The sequence below is a fragment of the Methylobacterium indicum genome (assembly GCF_017347565.1).
Lineage (GTDB): Bacteria > Pseudomonadota > Alphaproteobacteria > Rhizobiales > Beijerinckiaceae > Methylobacterium > Methylobacterium indicum.
On sequence record NZ_AP024145.1, the window covers coordinates 6431182 to 6453925 of the forward strand.

The 22744-nt window shown below is 71.8% G+C and carries 20 protein-coding genes; 13 read left to right on the top strand and 7 right to left on the bottom strand.

Annotated elements, in window-relative coordinates; genetic code table 11:
• Positions 1-151 precede the first annotated feature (151 nt).
• Positions 152-2029 (top strand): M23 family metallopeptidase, encoded by a 1878-nt coding sequence (locus miv_RS29835; protein ID WP_244748792.1) that lies wholly within the window; start codon positions 152-154, stop codon positions 2027-2029.
• 6 nt (positions 2030-2035) lie between these two features.
• Here the strand turns inward: miv_RS29835 and miv_RS29840 are convergent, their stop codons facing one another.
• The gene (locus tag miv_RS29840; protein ID WP_244748794.1) at positions 2036-2623 is read right to left on the bottom strand and encodes a Uma2 family endonuclease; all 588 of its coding nucleotides are present in this window, start codon (positions 2621-2623) and stop codon (positions 2036-2038) included.
• 229 nt (positions 2624-2852) lie between these two features.
• Between miv_RS29840 and miv_RS29845 the strand changes: the two genes are divergently transcribed.
• Genes miv_RS29845 through soxZ form a run of 7 tightly spaced genes read left to right on the top strand, consistent with a single transcriptional unit; the run spans position 2853 to position 8264 of the window.
• Positions 2853-3320 (top strand): (2Fe-2S)-binding protein, encoded by a 468-nt coding sequence (locus tag miv_RS29845; RefSeq protein ID WP_048428723.1) that lies wholly within the window; start codon positions 2853-2855, stop codon positions 3318-3320.
• Positions 3321-3331: 11 nt separating this feature from the next.
• Positions 3332-5515, top strand: coding sequence for a xanthine dehydrogenase family protein molybdopterin-binding subunit (locus miv_RS29850; RefSeq protein ID WP_207180618.1), 2184 nt, complete (start codon positions 3332-3334; stop codon positions 5513-5515).
• On the top strand, positions 5512-5778 hold the full coding sequence (locus tag miv_RS29855; protein WP_058617192.1) for a c-type cytochrome: 267 nt from the start codon (positions 5512-5514) through the stop codon (positions 5776-5778). The genes miv_RS29850 and miv_RS29855 overlap by 4 nt, the downstream gene beginning before the upstream one ends.
• Positions 5775-7046, top strand: coding sequence for an NAD(P)/FAD-dependent oxidoreductase (locus tag miv_RS29860; RefSeq protein WP_207180620.1), 1272 nt, complete (start codon positions 5775-5777; stop codon positions 7044-7046). Before miv_RS29855 ends, miv_RS29860 begins: the two co-directional genes overlap by 4 nt.
• 14 nt (positions 7047-7060) lie before the next feature.
• Positions 7061-7474, top strand: coding sequence for a cytochrome c family protein (locus miv_RS29865; RefSeq protein WP_244748796.1), 414 nt, complete (start codon positions 7061-7063; stop codon positions 7472-7474).
• Positions 7471-7941 (top strand): SoxY-related AACIE arm protein, encoded by a 471-nt coding sequence (locus miv_RS29870; RefSeq protein ID WP_207180622.1) that lies wholly within the window; start codon positions 7471-7473, stop codon positions 7939-7941. The genes miv_RS29865 and miv_RS29870 overlap by 4 nt, the downstream gene beginning before the upstream one ends.
• Positions 7942-7943: 2 nt before the next feature.
• Positions 7944-8264, top strand: a complete 321-nt coding sequence (soxZ, locus tag miv_RS29875) for a thiosulfate oxidation carrier complex protein SoxZ (protein WP_048428728.1) — start codon at positions 7944-7946, stop codon at positions 8262-8264.
• Positions 8265-8548: 284 nt separating this feature from the next.
• Here the strand turns inward: soxZ and miv_RS29880 are convergent, their stop codons facing one another.
• The 3 genes from miv_RS29880 to miv_RS29890 form a co-directional block, all read right to left on the bottom strand.
• Positions 8549-10243 carry an AMP-binding protein gene (locus miv_RS29880; RefSeq protein WP_207180624.1) on the bottom strand — a complete coding sequence of 565 codons (1695 nt, stop codon included), beginning with the start codon at positions 10241-10243 and terminating at the stop codon, positions 8549-8551.
• A gap of 80 nt (positions 10244-10323) precedes the next feature.
• Positions 10324-11067, bottom strand: a complete 744-nt coding sequence (locus tag miv_RS29885; RefSeq protein ID WP_244748797.1) for a hypothetical protein — start codon at positions 11065-11067, stop codon at positions 10324-10326.
• Positions 11064-12572 (bottom strand): leucyl aminopeptidase, encoded by a 1509-nt coding sequence (locus miv_RS29890; RefSeq protein ID WP_207180626.1) that lies wholly within the window; start codon positions 12570-12572, stop codon positions 11064-11066. Before miv_RS29890 ends, miv_RS29885 begins: the two co-directional genes overlap by 4 nt.
• A 233-nt stretch (positions 12573-12805) precedes the next feature.
• Here miv_RS29890 and lptF point away from each other — a divergent pair, with 233 nt between their 5' ends.
• Genes lptF through miv_RS29905 form a run of 3 tightly spaced genes read left to right on the top strand, consistent with a single transcriptional unit; the run spans position 12806 to position 17742 of the window.
• Positions 12806-13978, top strand: a complete 1173-nt coding sequence (gene lptF, locus miv_RS29895) for an LPS export ABC transporter permease LptF (RefSeq protein WP_048428731.1) — start codon at positions 12806-12808, stop codon at positions 13976-13978.
• Between the two features lie 6 nt (positions 13979-13984).
• The gene (lptG, locus tag miv_RS29900; protein ID WP_207180627.1) at positions 13985-15073 is read left to right on the top strand and encodes an LPS export ABC transporter permease LptG; all 1089 of its coding nucleotides are present in this window, start codon (positions 13985-13987) and stop codon (positions 15071-15073) included.
• Complete coding sequence (locus miv_RS29905) at positions 15073-17742, top strand: LPS-assembly protein LptD (protein WP_058617185.1); 2670 nt, start codon at positions 15073-15075, stop codon at positions 17740-17742. The genes lptG and miv_RS29905 overlap by 1 nt, the downstream gene beginning before the upstream one ends.
• Before the next feature lie 39 nt (positions 17743-17781).
• Here the strand turns inward: miv_RS29905 and miv_RS29910 are convergent, their stop codons facing one another.
• A complete protein-coding gene (locus miv_RS29910) occupies positions 17782-18162 on the bottom strand; it encodes a CCDC90 family protein (RefSeq protein ID WP_207180629.1) in 381 nt (126 codons plus the stop codon).
• A gap of 189 nt (positions 18163-18351) precedes the next feature.
• Here miv_RS29910 and pdxA point away from each other — a divergent pair, with 189 nt between their 5' ends.
• On the top strand, positions 18352-19374 hold the full coding sequence (gene pdxA / locus miv_RS29915; RefSeq protein WP_207180631.1) for a 4-hydroxythreonine-4-phosphate dehydrogenase PdxA: 1023 nt from the start codon (positions 18352-18354) through the stop codon (positions 19372-19374).
• A complete protein-coding gene (gene rsmA / locus miv_RS29920) occupies positions 19371-20207 on the top strand; it encodes a 16S rRNA (adenine(1518)-N(6)/adenine(1519)-N(6))-dimethyltransferase RsmA (RefSeq protein ID WP_048428736.1) in 837 nt (278 codons plus the stop codon). Before pdxA ends, rsmA begins: the two co-directional genes overlap by 4 nt.
• Positions 20208-20314: 107 nt before the next feature.
• Here the strand turns inward: rsmA and miv_RS29925 are convergent, their stop codons facing one another.
• Complete coding sequence (locus tag miv_RS29925) at positions 20315-21298, bottom strand: TIM44-like domain-containing protein (protein WP_207180638.1); 984 nt, start codon at positions 21296-21298, stop codon at positions 20315-20317.
• A 203-nt stretch (positions 21299-21501) separates the two neighbouring features.
• The gene (locus miv_RS29930) at positions 21502-22620 is read right to left on the bottom strand and encodes an ATP-binding protein (RefSeq protein WP_244748799.1); all 1119 of its coding nucleotides are present in this window, start codon (positions 22618-22620) and stop codon (positions 21502-21504) included.
• Between the last annotated feature and the right edge of the window lie 124 nt (positions 22621-22744).

A 22744-nucleotide genomic window follows, 5' to 3' on the forward strand; every position in this document is an offset into this window, starting at 1 on the left:
GGAGTTTCGTGAGGTGCACTTAAACGAGCCACGTCCCGGCTGACAGCCGGGTCTTAAACGAGCGATGTCCCGGCGGACGGCCGGGTCTCAAAACGGTCACGGTTTCGGCGCCAAGGGCGGGTCCCACCCGCCAAGGCCCGATTCGTCCTCCGTGTTCGCCGACGCCCCCTCCCTTCCCGGTCCCGCCTCCGCGCCCCGGCAGGCGCTGAACCTGCGCTGGCTCGCCGGCAGCCTGCTCACCGGCGTCGCCGGCGCCGGCCTGATCGGCCTCGCGCTCTCGCTCGCCACCGTCGACGGCATCGTTCCGGTGCCGCCGGAGCGGGCGCTGCCGCCCCATGGCGACGGCGGGACGGGCGACGTCGCCCACAAGGGCGACCGGCTGGTGCGCGACGAGATGATCGTGGCGGCCAAGACCGCCTTCAAGGCACCGATGAGCGAGCGTGCCGGCGAGCGCGAGGTGATCCGGGTCCATTCCTACGTCCAGATCGCCACCGAGCTGCCGCTGCGCGCCCCCGACGTCGCGGTGCCGCCCTTCGATCCCCTGCGCAGCGCCCGCATCGAGGCGCCGCCGGCCCAGGAGGGGGATTCCGACCCGGCCGAGACCGCCGTGACCCTGATGCGCAGCCCGCTCGCCGAAGCGCCGATCGAGGGCGACGCGCCGGCCCTCTCGGAGGCGGAGGTCGACGCGATGGTGGCCGAGACCCAGACCCTCGCCGGAGGCGCATTGCCGGCCTTCCCGGCGGAGGGCCTGCTCTCCCGGGCGCTGCGCCCGGCGGCCGTCCCCGACGAGGCCGGGCCGGAGGCGCGGTTCCGCAACATCGAGGTGCGGATCCTGCCCGAGAACCTGACCGAGATCGCCGAGACGGCGACCGCCGGGGAAGAGGCCGGGCCGCGCCTGTTCGAGGAGCGCGACCTCGTGCTCGCCAAGGACCAGAGCCTCGCCGACCTGCTCAAGCGCAACGGCGCCGGGCCGGCGCAGCTCGCCGCCCTGATGGCGACCCTGAGCGAGCGCGCCCGGACCGACCTGTCCGAAGGCCAGCACGTCCGCCTCCTCATCGCCCCCGAGAACAAGGGTGAGGACGGACCTGGCGACGGGCCGGCGCATCGCGGCATCGCCCGGGTCACGCTCTACGGCGAGGACGGCATCCAGGAGATCGTGGCGGCCAACGACCGCGGCGCCTTCGTCTCGGTGGCCCCGCCCCGCCCGGGCAACACCGCGCAGGACGACGACGAATCCGGCGTCACCCTCTACGAGAGCCTCTACGGTACCGCGCTCAAGAACGGCGTGCCGCGCCCGATCATCGAGGAGATGGTCATGGCGCTCGCCACCTCCACCGACCTCCAGCAGCGCACCAGTGCGGGCGACCGGGCCGAGCTGTTCTTCACCGAGGACGAGGATGCCCGGCCCGAACTGCTCTATGTCGGCCTTCGCGTCCACGACGAGATCTACGGCCTCTACCGCTACCGGGTGCCCGGCACGTCCGAGGTCGACTACCTCGACCCGAACGGGCGCTCGAGCCAGAAATTCCTGATGCGCCGTCCGGTGGCCGAGGGGCGGATCTCGTCGCCCTTCGGCATGCGCCTGCACCCGATCCTCGGCTATGCCCGGCCGCATAACGGCGTCGACTGGGCGGCGACCCGCGGCACCCCGATCATGGCGACCGGCGACGGCACCATCGTGTCGGCCGGCGCCCGCTCCGGCTACGGCAACCGGGTCGAGATCCAGCACGCCAACGGCTACACCACCGCCTACAACCACATGGCCCGGATCGCCCGCGGCATCGCGCCGGGCGCCCGGGTGCGCCTCGGCCAGGTCATCGGCGCGGTCGGCACCACCGGCCTCTCGACCGGCCCGCACGTCCACTACGAGGTCGCGATCAACGGCCGCTTCGTCGACCCGATGAAGATCCGCCTGCCGAGCGCCCGGGAGCTGACCGGCCCGAGCCTCGCCGCCTTCCGCCAGGCCGAGGAGCAGATCGACGCCCTGCGCCAGAAGCACGGCGGCAAGACGGTGGCGGAGCGGACGTGAGGCGCGTCAGCCGAGTGCCGCGAGCGCGACGCTGAGCGCCGCGAGCCCGTCCGCCCGCGGCCGCAGGATCGCATCCCGGGGCAGTTCCGCCACGTCCCGGTAGCCCCCTGACGCCGGTTCGCGATGGACGCTCGCCGTCCGCTCCTGCGCGTCGATCACCCGGTATTCCCGCACCCCGTGCCGCGCGTAGAGCGCCGCCTTGCGGCCCCGATCGTAGGCGGGGCTGGAGGCCGCCACCTCGATCACCAGCAGGATCTCGGAACCCGGGATGGTGCAGAACCCTTCGGGCGAGGCGCTGCGGGCGCTCACCGGCGCGAGCAGAAGATCCGGCTCCAGCAACAGGTTCGGCCGAAGCTGGAGTGTGCTCTCGATGCCGAGATAGATCGTGTCCGGGAGCGCCGGGACGAGACGGCGCATCAGCGCGTTCTTCACGACGTCATGCGCGAAGCCCTTCGCCGCCCTCTCGACCAGTTCGCCGTCCAGGAGTTCGATCCGCTCGTCCTCGCGCAGGATCCCGGATTTCAGCATCAGACGCAGGTCGCCGGCCGTGAAGCGACGGGGGAGCGGGCTGTCGGGCGCGACGGGGATGGTCAAACGCTGCTCGCGGCGTGAAACGATCCCGCCGCACTATCAGGCCCGCCCCGCGAAGGCACGCGATCCACGGTTGACCGCGCCCCGCTCGCGCATCCGTCAATTGACAGACACAGCCGGCCGCCGCGAAGTTGTTATCGCTAAAAGGTGCGAGACAACGCCCCACGCGGCGCTCGACGCGGCCGCCCCATCCCCACGGCGCCCGGCGCCGGACAACCGAACGGAAGCGCCCATGATACGCCTGACCGTGAACGGCGCCGTGCGCGAGGTCGAGGCCGAGCCCGACACGCCGCTGCTCTGGGTGATCCGCGAGCAGGTCGGCCTCACCGGCACCAAGTACGGCTGCGGCATCGCGCAATGCGGTGCCTGCACGGTCCATATCGACGGGCAGGCGGTGCGCTCCTGCTCGCTTCCGGTCTCGGGCGTCGAGCCCGGCCAGAAGATCGTCACCATCGAGGGCCTGAGCCCCGATCGCTCGCATCCGGTGCAGAAGGCCTGGGCCGCGCTCGACGTGCCGCAATGCGGCTTCTGCCAGTCCGGCATGATCATGGCGGCCGCCGCCCTGCTGGCGCAGACCCCGAAACCCAGCGAGGCCGAGATCCGCCAGGAGATCACCAACATCTGCCGCTGCGGCACCTACAACCGGGTGCTCGCCGGCATCACCCTCGCCGCCGAGGGCGGCGAGACCGGCCGCGGCTGAAGGAGGCTCCGATGACCGACACCGCCTCCCCCGCCCTGTCCCGCCGCTTCTTCCTCGCCGGCTCCGCCGCCGCGGCCGGGGGCCTCGCGCTCGGCTTCGACCTTCCCGGCGCCGAAGCCGCCGCCACCACGATGCCGCCCGAGGTCAACGCCTGGGTGGTGGTGCGCCCGGACGAGACCGTGGTGATTCGCATCGCCCGCTCGGAGATGGGCCAGGGCACGCTCACCGGCCTCGCCCAGCTCGTCGCGGAAGAGCTCGGCTGCGACTGGGCCCGCGTCACCACCGAGTATCCGACGCCGGGCCAGAACCTCGCCCGCAACCGTGCCTGGGGCGATTTCTCGACCGGCGGCAGCCGCGGCATCCGCGAATCCTACGTCGCGGTGCGCCAGGGTGGCGCGGCCGCCCGCACCATGCTGGTCGCCGCGGCCGCACAAGACTGGAACGTGCCGCCCGGCGAGTGCCGGGTCGAGCGCGGCGTCATCAGCCATCCGGCGTCCGGGCGCTCCACCACCTTCGGCAAGGTCGCGGCCGCCGCGGGCCGGTTGGAGGTGCCGAAGGAGGTGCCGCTCAAGGACCCGAAGGACTGGACCATCGCCGGCCACCCGGTGAAGCGCCTCGACACGCTGGAGAAGACCGACGGCTCGCAGGTCTACGGCATCGATCTCAAGCTCCCCGGCATGCTCAACGCCGCGATCCGCGATTGCCCGGTGGTCGGCGGTACGGTGAAGAGCGTCGACGCCGCGGCTGCGGAAAAAATGCCCGGCGTGCGCAAGGTGGTGCGGGTCGGCGACAGCGCGGTGGCGGTGGTGGCCGACACGTTCTGGCGCGCCAAGACCGCCGTCGAGGCGCTCCAGATCGTCTGGGACGAGGGTCCGAACGCGGGGGTCTCGAGCGAGACGATCGCCGCGATGCTGAAGGAGGGGCTCGACGCGCCGGAGGCCTTCGTCGGCAACAAGGCCGGCGACGCGGGCGCCGCGCTCAAGGGCGCCGCCAAGGTGGTCGAGGCGACCTACGCCTATCCGTTCCAGAACCACGCCACGATGGAGCCGATGAACGCCACGGCGCGCTGGACGCCGGAACGCTGCGAGGTCTGGACCCCGACCCAGAACGGCGAGGCGGCGCTCGCCGCGACGGCGGAGGCCGCCGGCCTCTCGGCGCGGCAATGCGACGTCACCAAGATCCATCTCGGCGGCGGCTTCGGCCGGCGCGGCGCCACCCACGACTGGGTCCGCCAGGCGGTCCTGATCGCGAAGGAACTCCCCGGGACGCCGGTCAAGCTGATCTGGACCCGCGAGGAGGACATGACGCACGGCCGATACCACCCGGTCACCCAGTGCCGGATGAAGGCGGCCCTCGACGAAGCGGGCAACCTCACCGGCCTCCACATGCGGATCTCCGGCCAGTCGATCCTCGCCGGCATCATCCCGGGGCGGCTGGCGCCGGACGGCAAGGACCCGGTGGTGTTCCAGGGGCTCAACCCGGGCGGGGCGGAGGCCGCGATCGGCTACACGATCCCGAACCTCCTCATCGACCACGCGATGCGCAACCCGCCGATCATCCCGGGCTTCTGGCGCGGCGTGAACACCAACCCGAACGCGATCTACCTCGAATGCTTCCTCGACGAGGTGGCGCATGCAGCCGGTCAGGATCCGCTCGCCTTCCGGCGCAAGCTGATGGAGAAGCACCCCAAGCATCTGGCCGTCCTGAACGCGGTGGCCGAGCGGATCGGCTGGGACACCAAGCCGGCGGCGGGCGTGCACCGGGGCCTCGCCCAGATCATGGGCTTCGGCAGCTACGTGGCGGCCGCCGCCGAGGTCTCGGTGGCCGAGGACGGCAAGATCAAGGTCCACCGCATCGTCGCCGCCACCGATCCGGGTGTCGCGATCAACCCGCAGCAGATCGAGGCGCAGGTCGCCGGCTCCTTCGTGTACGGCCTGTCGGCGGCGCTCTACGGCGAGTGCACGGTGAAGGACGGGCGGATCGAGCAGACCAACTTCGATTCATATCCCGTCCTGCGCCTCGACGAGATGCCGAAGGTCGAGGCGATCCTGATGCCGTCCGGGGGCTTCATCGGCGGCGTCGGCGAGCCGACCATCGCGGTAGCGGCGCCCGCCGTGCTCAACGCGGTCTTCGCCGCCACGGCTAAGCGGGTGCGCCAGATCCCGGCGCGCCACACGGACCTGAAGCGCGCGTGAGGGCCTCGCTCCTCCTCGTCCTCCTCGCCACCACCCCGGCGGCGGCCTCGCCGCCGGGCGCCTCGTCCTGCTCGGGGTGCCACGGCGCCCCGGGCGGGGCGGTGCCGAGCCTCGCCGGCCACTCGGCCGAGGACATCGCGGCCTCGCTCGCCGCGTTCCGGTCGGGCGCCCGCCCGGCCACGGTGATGACCCGCATCGCCAAGGGTTTTTCCGACGACGAGAGCCGGGCGATCGCCGCCTGGATCGCGGGAGGCGGCCAGTGACCACACTCGGCCGTCGCGCGGTGCTGGCGGGTCTCGCCGCCGCCGCCCTTCCCGGTCCGGCCCTCCCCCTTCCCGCCCTGGCGCAGGGTGCGCGCGGGCGCGTCGTCGTGGTCGGCGGCGGGTTCGGCGGCGCCACCGCCGCGCGGGTCCTGCACCGGGCCGGCCTCGCCGTCACGCTGGTCGAGCCGGCGGAGACCTACTGGGCCTGCCCGTTCAGCAACGAGGTGATCGCGGGCCTGCGGCCGATATCCGCGCAGGCCTTCGGCTACGACGCCTTGCGGGCGAGCGGCATAACGCTCGCCCGCACCAGCGCCGAGGCGATCGACGGGGCGGCGCGCCGGGTGCGGCTCGCCGACGGCACGGTCCTCGATTACGACCGGCTGATCCTCTCGCCCGGCATCGCGCTCCGCTTCGACGCCCTCCCGGGCTACGATGCCGCCGCCGCCGAGGTGATGCCGCATGCCTGGAAGGCCGGCGCGCAGACCGAGCTGCTGGCCCAAAAGCTCGCCGCGCTGCCGGAGGGCGGCACGGTGGTCCTGTCGGTGCCGGGCAACCCCTATCGCTGCCCGCCCGGCCCCTACGAGCGGGCGAGCCTGATCGCGCATTACCTCAAGACCCGGAAACCCCGCGCCAAGCTGATCGTGCTCGACGCCAAGGACACCTTCTCCAAGCAGAAGCTGTTTCAGCAGGCCTGGGCCACGCTCTATCCCGGCATCCTGGACTACGTGCCGCTCGCCGCCGGAGGACAGGTCACGTCCGTCGATGCCACGGCGATGACGGTCGCGACCGACTTCGAGACCTACAAGGCCGACCTCGCCTGCATCATCCCGCCCCAGCGGGCGGCCCCCATCGCGGGCGCGGCCGGCGTCGCCGACCGCTCGGGCTGGTGCCCGATCGACCCCGTCACCTTCGAATCGCGGCTGGTGCCGGGCATTCACGTCGTCGGGGACGCGGCCATCGCCGGCGCGATGCCGAAATCCGCCTTCGCGGCCAATGCGCAGGGGAAGGTCTGCGCCGAGGCCGTGATCGATCTCCTGGCCGGGCGGGCGCCGGAGGCGCCGAAGCTGATCAACACCTGCTACAGCCTGGTCGCGCCGGGCTACGGCATCTCGGTCGCCGGGGTCTACCACCCGGCGAACGGCGTGCTGGCGGACGTCGAAGGCGCCGGGGGCACCAGCCCGGTCGACGCGCCCGAGACCGTGCGCCGGCAGGAGGCGGTCTACGCCGAGGACTGGTACCGCACCATCACCGCGTCGGTGTTCGGGTGAGGCGGGGGCTGGCCGTGCTCCTCGCCCTGACCCAGACCGCGCTCGCCCCCGCGACGATCGTCGGCGACGCGATCCCCGATCCGCTCGAGGGCAAGACCGGCGACGCGGCGCGCGGCCGGGCCATCGCCACCGACACCCGCAAGGGCCTGTGCCCGCTCTGCCATACCGGCCTCGGCGGCGCCGGGCCGGCCGGCGACCTCGGACCCGACCTCGCGGAGGTCGGGGCGCGCCTCTCCGGAGGCCGGCTGCGGCTGCGGCTCGTCGACGGGCGCGTCTTGAACCCCGCGACCCTGATGCCCTCCTATTACCGGACCGACGGCATCCGGGTCGCGGCCGCGTGGCGCGACCGGCCGGTGCTGGAGGCGGGCGAGATCGAGGACGTGATCGCCTACCTCGTCACCCTGAAGGGAGGGTCCGCGACGCCATGACGGCCGTGCTCCACCGCCGCACGATCCTCGCCGGGGGCGTCGGCCTGCTCACCGTGGCGCTGGTACGCCCGGGCGCCGCCGCGATCATCCGGCCGACCCGCGAGGCGACCGTCGAGGCGATCCGCCGCTTCACCGGCGGCGCCGCGATCCAGGCCGGGCGCATCCACCTCGACATGCCGCCGCTCGTCGAGAACGGCAACACCGTGCCGCTCGCCATCACCGTCGAGAGCCCGATGAGCGAGACGGATTTCGTCCGCCGCATCGCGGTGTTCAACGACAAGAACCCGCAGCCGCACGTGATCACGCTGCATCTCGGGCCGCGCACCGGCCGGGCCGCAATCAACACCCGGATACGGCTCGCCGATTCCCAGACCATCACGGCCATCGCCGAGATGCGGGACGGCACCTACTGGTCGGCCACCGCCGACGCGATCGTGACGCTGGCGGCTTGCGTGGAAGGATCGTGACGATGGCCCGCGCCCTCATCAACCTGCCAAAGACCGCCAAGGCCGGCGCGGTGATCGAGATCAAGACCCTGATCTCGCACCCGATGGAGACCGGCTACCGCCCCGGCCCGGACGGCCGCCTGATCCCGCGCAACATCATCACGGAGTTCGTCTGCGCCTATGACGGCGACGAGGTGTTTCGGGCCGATCTCTCGTCGGCGAGCGCCGCCAACCCGTACCTGACCTTCACTACCGTGGCGACGAAGACCGGCACGCTGCGCTTCACCTGGACGGGCGACAATGGGTTCTCGCAGACGGAAGAGATGCCGATCACGGTGACGTAGAGGGCGCAACGCAGAACCCTCTCCCCTCTGCGCAGGGCTGTCCAGGGTAATTTCCTTTTTGAAATCAAGCGCGGGATCCCCTCTCCCGTGTGGGAGAGGGGTAGGGGTGAGGGTGACACGCTGCCGAGTGAAGCGCTGACCGTTCCGCTGCCAGCGTGACGGTCTGAGCCTGACTCAAGACTGTAGCACCCTCACCCCGGCCCCTCTCCCACACGGGAGAGGGGAGACGCGCCATTCTGTTCCCCGGCCAGCTCTGCGCAGAGGGGAAGGGCTCGGGGTGCCCGCTACCCCACCGCCTCGCCGTCCCGCAGGGCGCGCCGCAGCACCTTGCCGACATTGGTCTTCGGCAGGCTGTCGCGGAAGACGTAGCGGCGGGGCACCTTGTAGGCGGTCAGGCTCTCCCGGGCGTAGAGGCGCAGGGCCTCCGCCGTCAGGGCGGGATCGCGGCGCACCACGTGGGCGACGACGCTCTCGCCGGTCTCGGCCGAGGGCTCGCCCACCACCGCCACCTCGACCACCCCCGGATGGGCGGCGAGCACGTCCTCGACCTCGTTCGGATAGACGTTGAACCCGGAGACCAGGATCATGTCCTTCATCCGGTCGACGATGCGGACCTGCCCGTCGGGCTCGATCAGGGCGACGTCGCCGGTGCGGAAGAACCCGTCCGAGGTCATCGCCCGGGCGGTCTCGTCGGGCCGGCCCCAGTAGCCCGCCATCACCTGCGGCCCGCGCACGCAGAGCTCGCCGGGCTGTCCGACCGGCAGGGTGGTGCCGGCGGCGTCGCGGATGCAGACCTCCGTCGAGGGCACCGGGTAACCGATCGTGCCCGACCAGTCGTGCAGGGCCGGCGGGTTGATCGACACCACCGGCGAGGTCTCGGAGAGGCCGTAGCCCTCGATCACCGGCTTGCCGGTCGTCGTCTTCCAGCGCCGGGCCACCGGGGCCTGCATCGCCATGCCGCCCGCGATCGAATATTCGAGCCGCGACCAGTCGACCTTGTCGATGTCGGGGTGGTTCAGCAGGGCGTTGAACAGCGTGTTGACGCCCGACAGGTTGGTGAAGCGGCTCTTGCGCAGGAGCGCCACGAAACCCGGAATGTCGCGCGGGTTCGGCACCAGCAGGCAGCAGGCGCCGAGCCGCATCATGAAGAAGCAGCAGCAGGTCAGCGCGAAGATGTGGTAGAGCGGCAGGGCCGTGACCATGACCCGGCCCGGGCCCTCGTCGTCGCGCATGCCGAACCACACCCGGCTCTGCTCGACATTGGCGGCGACGTTGCGATGCGTGAGCATCGCTCCCTTCGACACGCCGGTCGTGCCGCCGGTATATTGCAGGAAGGCGAGGTCGTCGGGCCCGACCGCGACCGGCCGGAAGGTCGCCTTGCGGCCCGTGGCGAGCACCGCCTTGAAATCCGTGCGGCGTGCGGCCGGGAGGGCGAAGGGCGGCACCGCCTTCTTGACGTGCCGCGCCACCAGCGTGACGAGCGAGCCCTTCAGGCCGAGCCCGTCGCCGGCGCCCGCCACCACCACCCGCTCCAGGCCCGGCAGCTCCGTCAGCGCCTCGGCGACGGTGTGGCAGAAATTCTCCAGCACGAAGAGCACCCGCGCGCCGGCATCGCGCAGCTGATGGGTCAGCTCGCGCGGGGTGTAGAGCGGGTTGACGTTGACGACCGTGGCGCCGGCGAGCAGCGCGCCGACGAGGGCGACCGGAAAGGCCGGCACGTTCGGCATCATGATGGCGACCCGGTCGCCCTTGCCGATGCCCTGGCCCTGCAGCCAGGCCGCCACCGCCCCGCCCTCGCGCCGCAAGGCGGCGTAGGTCAGGGAGGCGCCGAAGCACGTGACCGCCGGACGGTCGGCGAAGCGCCGGGTGCTGGTCTCGATCAGCTCGACCAGGGTGCCGAGCCTGTCCGCCTCGATCTCCGCCGGAACGCCGGCCGGGTAGGCGGCGAGCCAGGGCCGCGGCGGGGTGTTCGGTTCCATCGCGCTCGGCCCCTTGCCCATGAACTCAACCCCTCCCCGGTGCCGGATGCCGTATCGGATGGCTCCCGCTTCCCTTCCGGTTACCGTCTCCCCGGGGCGGTTTCAACCGAGCGCCGGATGGCGGCCGGGCCCGGGGCGACCACGCCCAAGGCGGCGTGGGGCAGGAACGCCGCCAGGGCGAGCCCGAGCGCCAGCGGCGCCTGACTGCCGAGCGGCAGGCGCGGGAAGCCCGAGAGGCCGAGATCCCGGGCCGCTGCCAGCAGCCACATGGCCCAGGCGAGGGCGAGGACGCGCGAGGCCCCCCGGCCGAGGGCGCGCAGCCGGTCGCCGCGGCGCGGCAGGCCGCGGGCGACGAGGGCCGCGACCGCCAGGGCGCTGCCGAGCACGATGGCGGCGATCAGCGCTCCGAGGAGATGGGCCACGATCATCGTCTGGCCCGACAGGAAGGCGACGCCGCCGACCGAGAAGCCGGCCCGCAGCACCAGCCCGCCATAGGTCGGGTGCAGCGACAGGGCGAGGACGAGGGCGATCCCCAGCACCGCACCGAGCCCGCCACGCCAGCCCGGCGCGGCGAGCGGCAGGAGGGCCGCCCGCGCCACGCCGTACGCGATGGCGGAAAAGAACAGCGGGTAGCGGTCGGCGAAGAACCCGTAGGCCCATTGGCCGAACCCCGCCGCATCGAGGCGCCCTTGCGTCACCCCCGCGGCGGCGGCGATCGCCACCGCCGCCAGGGCGGCCGCCAGCGGCACCAGCGCGACGAGGCGCCCGGCACCGGAGGCTGCGGGAGCGGTGCCCGAAAGGGCGAGGCCGGAGGCGGCGCTCACGCCTCGTAGTGGTCGCGCACGAGCCGGTCGAGCAGGCGCACGCCCCAGCCCGAGCCCCAGGAGCGGTTGATCTCGGAGGCCGGCGACCCCATCCCGACGCCGGCGATGTCGAGGTGGATCCACGGCACGTCGTTGACGTAGCGCTTGAGGAACTGCGCCGCCGTGGCCGAGCCGCCGTGGCGGCCGCCGGTGTTCTTCATGTCGGCGAACTTCGACTCGATCAGCTTGTCGAAGCCCGGGGCCAGCGGCATCCGCCAGACCTTCTCGCCGGTGGCCTCGCCGGCCGCCGAGAGGCGCTGGGCCAGTTCGTCGTTGTTCGAGAACATGCCGGCGAATTCCTGGCCGAGCGCCACCAGGATCGCGCCGGTCAGGGTCGCGAGATCGATCATGAAGCGGGGCTTGTAGGTCTGCTGGACGTGCCAGAGCACGTCGGCCAGCACCAGGCGGCCTTCCGCGTCGGTGTTGATGATCTCGATCGTCTGGCCCGACATCGAGGTCACGATGTCGCCGGGGCGCTGGGCCTTGCCGTCGGGCATGTTCTCGACGATGCCGATGGCGCCGAGCGCGTTCACCTTGGCCTTGCGGCTGGCGAGCGCGTGCATCAGGCCGACCACGCAGGCGGCGCCCGCCATGTCGCCCTTCATGTCCTCCATGCCGCCGCTCCCCTTGATGGAGATGCCGCCGGAATCGAAGGTGACGCCCTTGCCGATGAAGGCCACCGGCGCCTCGGAGGAATCCTCGGCCCCGTTCCAGCGCATGATGACGACCCGGGCCTCCTTGGTCGAGCCCTGCGCGACCGCGAGCAGGGCCCGCATGCCGAGCTTCTTCATGTCCTTCTCGTCGAGGATCTCGATCTCGACGCCGAGCTTCTCCAGCGCCTCGGTGCGGCGGGCGAACTCTTCCGGATCGAGGACGTTCGGCGGCTCGTTCACGAGCTCGCGGGCGAGGATCACGCCCTCGGCCACCCCTTCGGCCCCGCGCAACGCCTTCTTGAGACCCGCATTCTCCGGCACCAGCAGGGTCAGGCGCCCTGCCCCGCTCGCCTCCTCGCCCTCGGGCGTCTTCTTGCTCTTGTAGCGGTCGAACTTGTAGGCGCGCAGGCGCGCGCCGAGCGAGAACGCCGCGACCTCGTCCGAGCCCGGCGCGGTGCCGGGCCATTCGAGCACCACCGAGGCCGGGCGGCTGCCGATCTTGCCGGCGGTGAAGCCGCCGAGCGTCGCCCAGTCGCGGGCCGGGGCCTCGTCGGCGCCGGTGCCGACGACCACCAGGCGCTCGGCCGACAGGCCGGCCGGGGCGGTGATCACGAGGGCGCTCGACGCCTTGCCCTTGAAGCGCTCGACCGCGGCGGCCCGGGCCACCAGGTCGGCGGCGCCGGGACCGGCGATCTCGGCCGCCCGCGGCGACAGGGCGAGGTCCTCGCCCACGAACAGCACGAGGTCGCCGCCGGCCCCGCCGGGCTTGGCCGTCGCGAGGGATTCGATCTCGATGCTGATGCCGTCCGCCATGGCGTTGCTTTCGTCCCGTCTTCTGGATCGCGCGCCTCTCGAAGGGCGCCGTGCCGGCCCCCTGTGTAGCGGGGGGACGCCCGCCAGCGCAACGCGGCCGGGTGTGGCGGGCCGACCGCGCCCGCCCGCAAAAGGCCGCACTTCGGGCGCTTCAGGGCAGCCGGTGCTTGTGCGGCCGGCGGGCGGCGCCTAACCAGCATCGACGCGGGAGGGGGCCCGACCGCAGCCGGCCGATGAAGCAGATCGAGCGATACATCTTCCGCATCGCCCTCGGGGCGTTCCTGTCGTGCCTGATCGGCCTCACCGGCGTGATCTGGGTGACGCAGGCCCTGCGCGAGCTCGACCTGATCACCGCCAAGGGCCAGACCCTCCTCATCTTCTTCCTGATCACCGGCCTGTCGCTGCCGACCCTGATCACCGTGATCGCGCCGGTCGCGCTGTTCATCGCGGTGGTCTACGCGCTCAACAAGCTCAACGGCGATTCCGAGCTGATCGTGATGAGCGCCGCCGGCATGTCGCCGCGCCACATCATGCGGCCGTTCCTGACGCTGGCGCTGATCGTCAGCGCGGCGATCGGCTTCCTGACCATCCAGGTGATGCCGTCGAGCTTCCAGGAGCTGCGCGACGTGCTCACCCGCGTGCGCGGCGACTTCATCGCCAACGTGGTCAAGGAGGGGCAGTTCACCAGCCTCGACAGCGGCATCACCTTCCACTTCCGCGAGCGGGCGCCGAACGGGGCCCTGCTCGGCATCTTCATGCAGGACCGGCGCGAGGCCGGGAAGACGGTGGTCTACCTCGCCGAGCGCGGCCAGGCGGTCGACCTCGACGGGCAGACCTACTTGGTTCTGGAGAAGGGCAGCATCCACCGCCAGCAGCCGAACAGCCGCGATTCCTCGATCATCACCTTCCAGCGCTACGCCGTCGACCTCGCGGCCTTCACGCCGCCGGACGCCGACACGATCTACAAGCCGCGCGAGCGCTCGACCGTGCAGCTGCTTTTTCCGAACCCGAACGAGACCTACTACAAGCTGACCAAGGGCCGCTTCCGGGCCGAGCTGCACGACAGGCTGTCGTCCTGGCTCTACCCCCTGGCACTCGGGCTGATCGCCTTCGCGGCGCTCGGCGATCCCCGCACCACCCGCCAGGGCCGCGGGCTCGCCGTGGCGGGCGCCATCGCCGCCGTGGTGGCCTTGCGCATCGCGGGCTTCGCCGCCTCGAGCGCGGCGGTGCGCAGCCAGGGCGCCGTCGCGGCGGTCTACCTCGTGCCGCTCGTCGCGATCGGGCTCTCGCTCGTCGTCGCCACCCAGGGCAACCGGGTGCGGGCCTTCAACGCCGCTCTGGCGGTGCGGCTGCGCCGGCTCTCGGCGGCGCTGCCGGCGCGGCGGCTGCGGATGCGGGCGGGCTGAGCCTCCATGCTGATCGGCTTCACCCTCGGCCGCTACCTGGCCGCCCGCTTCCTGCGCATGATCCTGGGGGTCTTCCTCACGGTCTTCGCCCTCGTCTACACCCTCGACTTCGTCGAGCTGATGCGCCGGGCCGGCGACGCCGAGGGCGCCTCGGCCGCCGTCATGGCGCGGCTCGCGCTCTTCCGCACGCCCGCGGTGGCCGAGCAGGTCCTGCCCTTCGCGATCCTGTTCGGCGCCATGGCGGCCTTGCTCCAGCTCAGCCGCAAGCTCGAACTGGTGGTGGCGCGGGCCGCCGGCATCTCGGCCTGGCAGTTCCTGCAGCCCGGCGCGCTGGTGGCGCTCGGCATCGGCGCCTTCACGGTCGGGGTCTACAACCCGGTCTCGGCCGAGCTGAAGCAGCGCTCGACCGAGATCGAGGCCAAGATCTTCGCCCGCTCGGGCAAGGCCGCCTCCGGCAAGGAGCTGTGGATCCGCCAGCGCGGCATCGACGGCCAGGCGATCATCCGGGCCGAGACCGCGATCGAGGGCACGGCGACGCTCGCGGGCGTCATGGTGTTCACCTTCGACGATGCGGGCGCCTTCACCCAGCAGATGCAGGCGGCCCGCGCCACCCTGCACGACGGCTACTGGGAATTGCAGGACGTGCGCGTGCAGGGGCCAGACCAGGAGCCCCAGAGCTACGACACCTACCTGATCGCCTCGACGCTGGACCCCTCGCAGGTGCGCCAGCGCTTCACCCCGCCGGAATCCGTGCCTTTCTGGCAACTCGGAGAGACGATCGCCCGGACCGAGCGGGCGGGACTCGACGCCACGCGTTACCGCCTGCAGTACGACGTGCTCCTGGCGCGGCCGGTGCTGTTCCTGGCGATGGTGCTGGTGGCGGCATCGGTTTCTTTAAGGTTCTTCCGCTTTGGTGGCGTCGGCAAGATGGTGCTCGGCGGCGTCGCGGCGGGCTTCGTGCTCTACGTGGCACGGCAGGTGATGGAGGGCCTAGGAGCCTCTGGATTGGTCGCCGCGCCGGTGGCGGCGTGGTTCCCGGCCGTGGTAGGGAGTCTTCTCGGAACGCTCGCGCTTCTGCACCTGGAGGACGGCTGATGCCCATCCTCCGGACGAGCGGCGCGGGCATAGCGGGTGCAGGGATGGGTCGAGTCGTGCGTAAGGCCGCGGGTGCCGCGGTCACGGGATCCCTGACGGTTCTGCTGGCGGCCGCCGTGACGGTGGGCGCGAGCGCCGAAGCGCGTGCGCAGGGCACGCTGAACGACCGCCTGGCGGCGCGCACCGCCAAGAACCAGGACAAGGCCGGGGCCGGCGGCGAGCGCCTGCTCGTCGAGGCCAAGGAACTCGTCTACGACAACGACCGCAACACGGTCTCGGCGGTCGGCAACGCCGAGCTGCATTACGGCCCGCGCACCCTGCTGGCCGACCGCGTCCGCTACGACCGCAACACCGGCCGGGTCTTCGCCGAGGGCAATGTCCGCCTCACCGACGAGACCGGATCGGTCGTGACCGGCGACCGGATGGAGCTGACGGACGACTTCAAGTCCGGCTTCATCGACTCGCTGCGCGTCCAGCAGACCATCGAGCAGCGCGGCCGCCCGGCCCGGGTGCGGTTCTCGGCCCCGCGGGCCGAGCGGATCGCGGGCGAGACCACGACCTTCGAATACGGCACCTACACCGCCTGCGAGCCGTGCAAGGACCACCCCGAGCGCCCGCCCCTGTGGCAGGTCAAGGCGGCGCGGATCATCCACAACAACGAGGAGCGCCGGATCTACTACGAGGATTCGTACCTCGAAGTGGCCGGGATCCCGATCGCCTACCTGCCCTACTTCTACTCGCCCGACCCGACGGTGCGGCGCGACACCGGCTTCCTGGCACCGCACTTCGTCTCCTCGAACGTGCTCGGCTACGGCATCGGCACGCCGTTCTTCTGGAACATCGCGCCCGATTACGACCTCACGGTTGAGCCGACCTTCCTGTCGAAGCAGGGCGTGCTCGGCCAGGCCGAGTGGCGCCAGCGGCTGGCCAACGGCTTCTACAACGTCCGCGTCAGCGGCATCTTCCAGTCGACCCCGAGCGCGTTCCTGCCCGGCCCCCTCGGCTCGGGCGACCGCGACTTCCGCGGCTCGATCGAATCCGCCGGCCAGTTCTATCTCGGCCAGAACTGGCGCGCCGGCTGGGACGTCGTCGGCGTCACCGACAAGTGGTTCCTCGACAACTACCGCATCCGCAACCAGACGATCAGCACGGACTATTTCCGTGAAGCGGTCTCCACCGCCTACCTGATCGGCCAGGGCGACCGCTCGTGGTTCGAGGCGCGGGGCTACTACTTCAAGGGCCTGTCGACCTTCGACTGGCAGAAGCAGCAGCCGATCGTCGCCCCGGTGATCGACTACGATAAGCGCCGCGACGGGCCCGACCCGATCGGCGGCGAGGTGCGGTTCCAGGCGAACTTCACCCACCTGTCGCGGGACGCGACCCAGTACACCCAGATCCCGCGCACCGGGACCTACCTGCTCAGCCCGAGCGTCAACGGGATCACCTTCCCGCTCTACAGCACCTGCTCGGTGTTCGAGCGCGGGCAGTGCCTGGTGAGCGGGCTGGCCGGCGACACCACCCGGGCGACCGCCCAGGTGTCGTGGCGGCGCACCTTCACGGACGAGTTCGGCCAGCGCTGGCAGCCCTTCGCCTACCTGCGCGGCGACGCCTTCTTCGTGAACCCGAACACGACCGGCTTCCAGAACCCGGAGGTCAGCAACCTGTTCTCGCCCGACTCGAATTTCTCCGGCCGGGTGATGCCGGCGGTCGGGCTCGAGTACCGCTACCCCTTCGTCGCCGATTTCGGGCCGCTCGGCGTCCACACCATCTCGCCGGTGGCCCAGGTCATCGCGCGGCCGAGCGAGACCCATATCGGGCGGCTCCCCAACGAGGACGCCCAGAGCCTCGTCTTCGACGACACCTCGCTGTTCGCCTGGGACAAGTTCTCGGGCTACGACCGGGTCGAAGGCGGCGTGCGCGCCAACCTGGGCGCCGAGTACTCGATCACCGGCCGCAACGGCTTCTACCTGAACGCGATGGCGGGCGAGTCGATCGCGATCGCCGGCGTGAACTCGTTCCGCCGCGGCGACATCGCCAATGTCGGCCGCGATTCGGGCCTGGAGCAGACCCGCTCGGACTTCGTCACGCGCTTCCAGGTCTCGCCGAACCAGAACATCAGCTTCATCACCCGGGCGCGGTTCGACAACGACACCTTCGCGTTGAAGCGCCTCGAATCCGGCATCACCGCCAAGTTCGCGCCGTTCCTGCCGCTCGAGACCTCGCTGATCTACGCCCGTTACGAGGCCCAGCCCGAGCTCGGCTTCGACCGGCGCCGCGAGGGCCTGCAGGCCTCGGCGCTCTACAACATCACGCCGAACTGGTTCGTCACCGGCTCGGTGCTGTTCGATCTCTCGCACTACCTCCAGGTGCGCGAGTTCTACGCGACGGCGGCCCAGGCCTATTTCCTCAACCCGGTCGGCACGGCGCCGATCTACGACAAGGCCGACAAGTTCTACGTCTCCTCGTCGGGCTTCGGTTTCGGCTACCGCGACGAGTGCACGACGGTCTCGCTCAACTACCTGTCCTCGCCGATCGAGACGGCCTCGGGCCTGCGCGAGCGCAACCAGACCTTCCTGCTCCGGATCGAGCTGCGCACCCTCGGCGAGGCGAATTTCCGCCAGAACCTCAGCACCACCACGACGGCGGACGGCATCGCCACGGCGCGGTGACGGAACCGGGGCGCGCTCCCGATGGGGGAGCGCGCCGGATCAGGGTTTGACGACGCGGACGAGCGCGATCACCGCGCCCAGGATGATCAGCGTCTGGAAGCCGATCGTTCCGAACATCCACTTGACGATCTCGGACCGCTGTCGCTCCAGCTTGGTCTCCAGGCGGGCCTCGGACTCTCGCAGCTCGGATTTGAGTTCGGTGCGGAGCGACTGCATGTCGTTCTTCAGCTCGCTCCGAAGCGACTGCATCTCGTTGCGCAGCCCGGTATCCAGAATCTGCAGATCGGCTTTCGTCGCCAGATCGCCCTGAACGGCCTCGGACACGGCAACCGCGAAGCCTTCGGCCTGCTCGGGCGACAGCTGCGCCTTGTCGCGGAGCGTCCGGGCGAATTTCAGCGTGTCGAAGGCGACGCTTGCCATGGGGCGCGATCATTCAGGGGGGGACGGCTGCCGGAGGGTGCCCGAAACCAACGGCTCACGCAACGGAAGGTTCGCATCGGGCAACGTGCGGCGCTTGCCCGGCGGGAGCGGGAATGCGATGGCGCGCGGGATGCCCACGCAAAGAGCCGCCCGCGCCACGGCGCGCCGCCACGGACGGGAATTCCCGCGATGACCACAGCCCTCGCGCTGACACAGGGCGATCCGGCCGGGATCGGGCCCGAGATCACCCTGCGGGCCTGGCTCGCCCGGGAGGAGCACGGGCTGACGCCGTTCTTCGTCATCGGCGATCCGGATTTCCTGGGGTCGATCGCGGCCCGCCTCGGCCTCTCGGTGCCGCTCGCCGCCGTCGAGCCCGAGGCGGCGGCCGCCGCTTTCGCCCGGGCCCTGCCGGTGGTGCGGCTACCGGACGGGCTCACCGTCGCGGCGGAGCCGGGCCACCCCGATCCGGCGAGCGCCGCCGGCACGATCGCGTCGATCGACGAAGCGGTGCGGCTGGTCCAGGCCGGCCGGGCGCCCGCCCTCGTCACCAACCCGATCGCCAAGCACGTCCTCTACGAGGCGGGCTTCCGGCATCCGGGCCACACCGAATATCTCGCGGCGCTTGCCGCCGCCCCCGGCGCGAGCCCGCCGACGCCCGTGATGCTGTTGTGGTCGGAGGACCTGGCGGTGGTGCCGGTGACGATCCACGTGGCGCTCCGCCGGGTGCCGGAGCTGCTCACCGCCGACCTCGTGGTCGAAACCGCCCGCATCGTCGATCGCGACATGCGGGCCCGATTCGGCCTCTCCGCCCCGCGCCTCGTGCTCGCCGGGCTCAACCCGCATGCGGGCGAGGCCGGCACGATGGGCACGGAGGACCGCGACGTGCTCGCTCCCGCGATCGAGCGGTTGCGGGCGGAGGGCATCCGTATCACCGGCCCGCACCCGGCCGACACGCTCTTCCACGCCCGGGCGCGCGCGACCTACGACGTGGCGCTGGCTCCGACCCACGACCAGGCCCTGATCCCGATCAAGACGCTCGCCTTCGACGAGGGCGTGAACGTCACCCTCGGGCTGCCGTTCCTGCGCACCTCGCCGGATCACGGCACCGCCTTCGACATTGCCGGCAAGGGGCTCGCCAAGCCCGACAGCCTGATCGCCGCCCTGAAGCTCGCCGGCCGGCTGACGCGGCCCCACGAGGAAGTCGCCGCATGAGCGCCCCGGACGGCCTGCCGCCCCTGCGGGAGGTGGTGCAGGCACACGACCTGATGCCGCGCCGCTCGCTCGGCCAGAACTTCCTGTTCGACCTCAACCTGACCGGACGGATCGCCCGGTCGTCGGGGCCGCTCGAGGGCGTGACGGTGGTCGAGGTCGGTCCCGGCCCCGGCGGCCTGACCCGGGCCCTCCTGATGCACGGCGCGGCCCGCGTCATCGCGGTCGAGCGCGATCCCCGCGCCCTGCCGGCGCTCGCCGAGATCGCCGCGCATTACCCCGGCCGCCTGGAGGTGGTGGAAGCCGATGCGCTCGCATTCGACCCGCGCCCGCTGATCGGCGAGGGGCCGGCCCGCATCGTGGCGAACCTCCCCTACAATGTCGGTACGCAGCTCCTCACCGGCTGGCTCACCCAGGAGGCCTGGCCGCCCTGGTGGGATTCGCTGACCCTGATGTTCCAGCGCGAGGTCGCCGAGCGCATCGTCGCCGACGAGACCGACCGGGCGAATTACGGCCGGCTCGGCGTGCTGTGCGGCTGGCGCACGCAAGCCCAGATCCTGTTCGACGTGCCGCCCTCGGCCTTCGTGCCGCCGCCGAAGGTGACCTCGAGCGTGGTGCGGCTGGTGCCCAGGCCCGAGCCCCTGCCCTGCCGGGTCCGGGCGCTCGAAACCGTGACCGGCGCCGCCTTCGGCCAGCGCCGCAAGATGCTGCGCCAGAGCCTCAAGGGGGCCACCCCCGATCCCGCTCCCCTCCTCGCCGCCGCCGGCATCCCGGAGACGGCCCGGGCCGAGGAGGTGCCGGTGGCCGGTTTCGTGGCGATGGCCCGGGCGCTCTGACGCCCGAGCCTTCGAGATGCGGCCGAACGCGAAAAAGCCCCCGATCCAGGCCGGATCGAGGGCTCCGCGACGGTGGCGGGGAGCGTGGCTCCCCGCACGATCGACCGTTACCGGGTCTGCTGGATGGCCGAGACCACCCACTGGCCGCCGCGTTCGCGCAGGAACGTCCAGACCTCGGTCGCCTCGGGCGGGTTGGTCTCGACGACCTTGCCGCTGGCACGCTCGATCACCGCGTCGCGCAGGGTGTAGCGCATCGCCACGGTCGCGTAGTCGACCGGGCCCTCGCGCCAGGCCTCGGCGAGGTCGCCCTGCTGCAGCTTCACGTCGGCGATCTTGTTGACCACGCCGCGGGCGGCGTTGGCCCGGATCTCCTCGCCGAAATAGCCGAACATCTCCGGCGTCGTCAGGCGGCGCAGGGTGGCGGCATCCTCGGCGCCGTAGGCGAGCTGGACCTGGTTGAGGGTGCGCTCGAAGGCGTCGAAATCCTGCGGGCCGATGCCGACCTCGTCGCGCTTGGGCGGGCGGGCCTGCTGCGCCGCCGCACCGCCGCCGAGCATGCCGCCCAGACCGCCGAGGCCGCCGCCCGTGTTGCCACCCATGCCGCCGAGCGGGCCGCCGGGACCGGAAGCCGGGCCGCTGCGGTTGTAGGCGCCCGCCATGGCCGGCTCGGCCCGGCGGCGGCGGAAGAAGCGCAGGGCCAGCATCACCACGCCGACCAGCAGGCCGACCTGGAGCAGCAGGCCGAAGAACGACGCGATGCCGCCGAGGCCGCCGAAGAAGCCCCCGCCGATCAGCGCGCCGAGCAGGCCGGCGCCGAGCAGGCCCGCGAAGAAGCCGCCGCCGAAGCGCCGCTGCGGAGCGGCGGGGGCGCCCATCGACGAGCCGGGCTGGGTCATCGAGCGCTGCATCGGCGCGGGGGCGCCGGGGGCGGTCGTGGTCGGGGCCGGCGCCGAATAGGTGCGGGAGCCGCGCGACCCCATCGAGGAGCCGCTGCCGGGACGCGCCTCGCCGGCCGTCGCCGCCACGGCCATCAGGGCCGCGAGGCCGAAGGCTGCAACCGTTCGGCGGCCGCGGGTGAAGGTGGTCATCATCGGTTCGTCTCGCCTCGTGCCATCACCAGTGGGGGCTCCGTCCGTGGGCGGTGGCCCTTCCCCTGCCGCACATATGGGGGTGCGGGTGGTGCAGTAGAAGGGAGGACACGCCCCGGATGCCGCTCTGGTCGTAACTACACACGATGAAAAGTCACCGATCGGCATCAGATCTGCCAAGCGATAAATTTTTGATCTGACGGGGATTAGCGCATAGTGGCACTTCGTTGCGGGCGCCGCTCCTCTGCCGCCGGGAAGGTCAGGCGGATCGACGTCCCCTCGCCGGGGGTGCTGCGCAGCGCCACGGCGCCGTTCTGGCGCTTGACCACCGCGTTGAGGATGGCGAGGCCGGTGCCGCGCCCGGGCTCGCGGGTGGTGAAGAAGGGCTCCAGCGCCCGGCCCAGCACCTCCGGCGGCATGCCGGTGCCGGTATCCGCCACCGTCAGCGCCACGTGGCGCCCGGCCGATCCGTCCGCCGCCACGCCCTCGCCGCCGTGGTTGCGGGTCTCGATCGTGACGCGACCGCCCGTCGGCATCGCTTCGGCGGCGTTGCGCAGCAGGATCTGCAGGATCAGCTCGGTCTGGACCGGGTCGATGCAGGCGACCCACAGGTCGTCGGCGAGGTCGAGATCGAGGGCGATGATCTCGCCCAGAACGACGTCCAGCCGTGTCCGATGCTCCCGCAGCAGCCCGTTGAGATCGACCGGGCGCGGCTCGGGCCGGTGCTTGCGCGAGAAGGCCAGGAGGTGGCGGGTGAGCGTCGAGGCACGCTCGGCGGCATCGGTCGAGCGGGTCAGCGCCCGCTGCACGAAGGCGTCCGGGTGCTCGCCGAGGCGCCGCCGCAGGCCGTCGACGTAGCCGACGAGGATCTGCAGCAGGTTGTTGAACTCGTGCGCGACGCCGTTGGTGAGCTGGCCGAGCGCCTCGCGGCGCTGCGCCAGGCCGAGGGCCGCCTCGAGGTCGCGGCAGCGGGAGGTCTCGACGAGCTGCACCAGGAACGCGCCGCCCTCCCCGCCCGTCGGCGAGAGGTGGAGGGCGATCCACAGCGTCGCACCGTCGCGGCGGCGCATCATTACCTCGGCGCTGGCCGGTTCACGACCGCTCAGGTGCGCGCGCAACGCCGCCTCGGCCTCCGGATCGGCCGCGAGCGCCGCGATCCTGTCCGGGATCCCGCCCAGCAGGGCCTCGGTCGCCGGGTTGGCGAAGAGCACCGCCCCGTCGGGACCGGGCTCAACCAGCAGGGAAGGCAGCGGCGACGCCGCGAGAACCGCGCGCAGAAGCACGGAGACCTTGGGCCCGGGGCTCTCGGGCGTCTCAGCCGGCACGGGCGGGGCCTCCGTGATGGCGCGGCCGGGGCCGCCCGCCCGGCGGCCGCGTCGTCTGCGCGTTCTGACACAGCACTCTAGAGCAAGTCCCGGCGCGGTGAAAACGGGTCGGGCAACGGCGTAA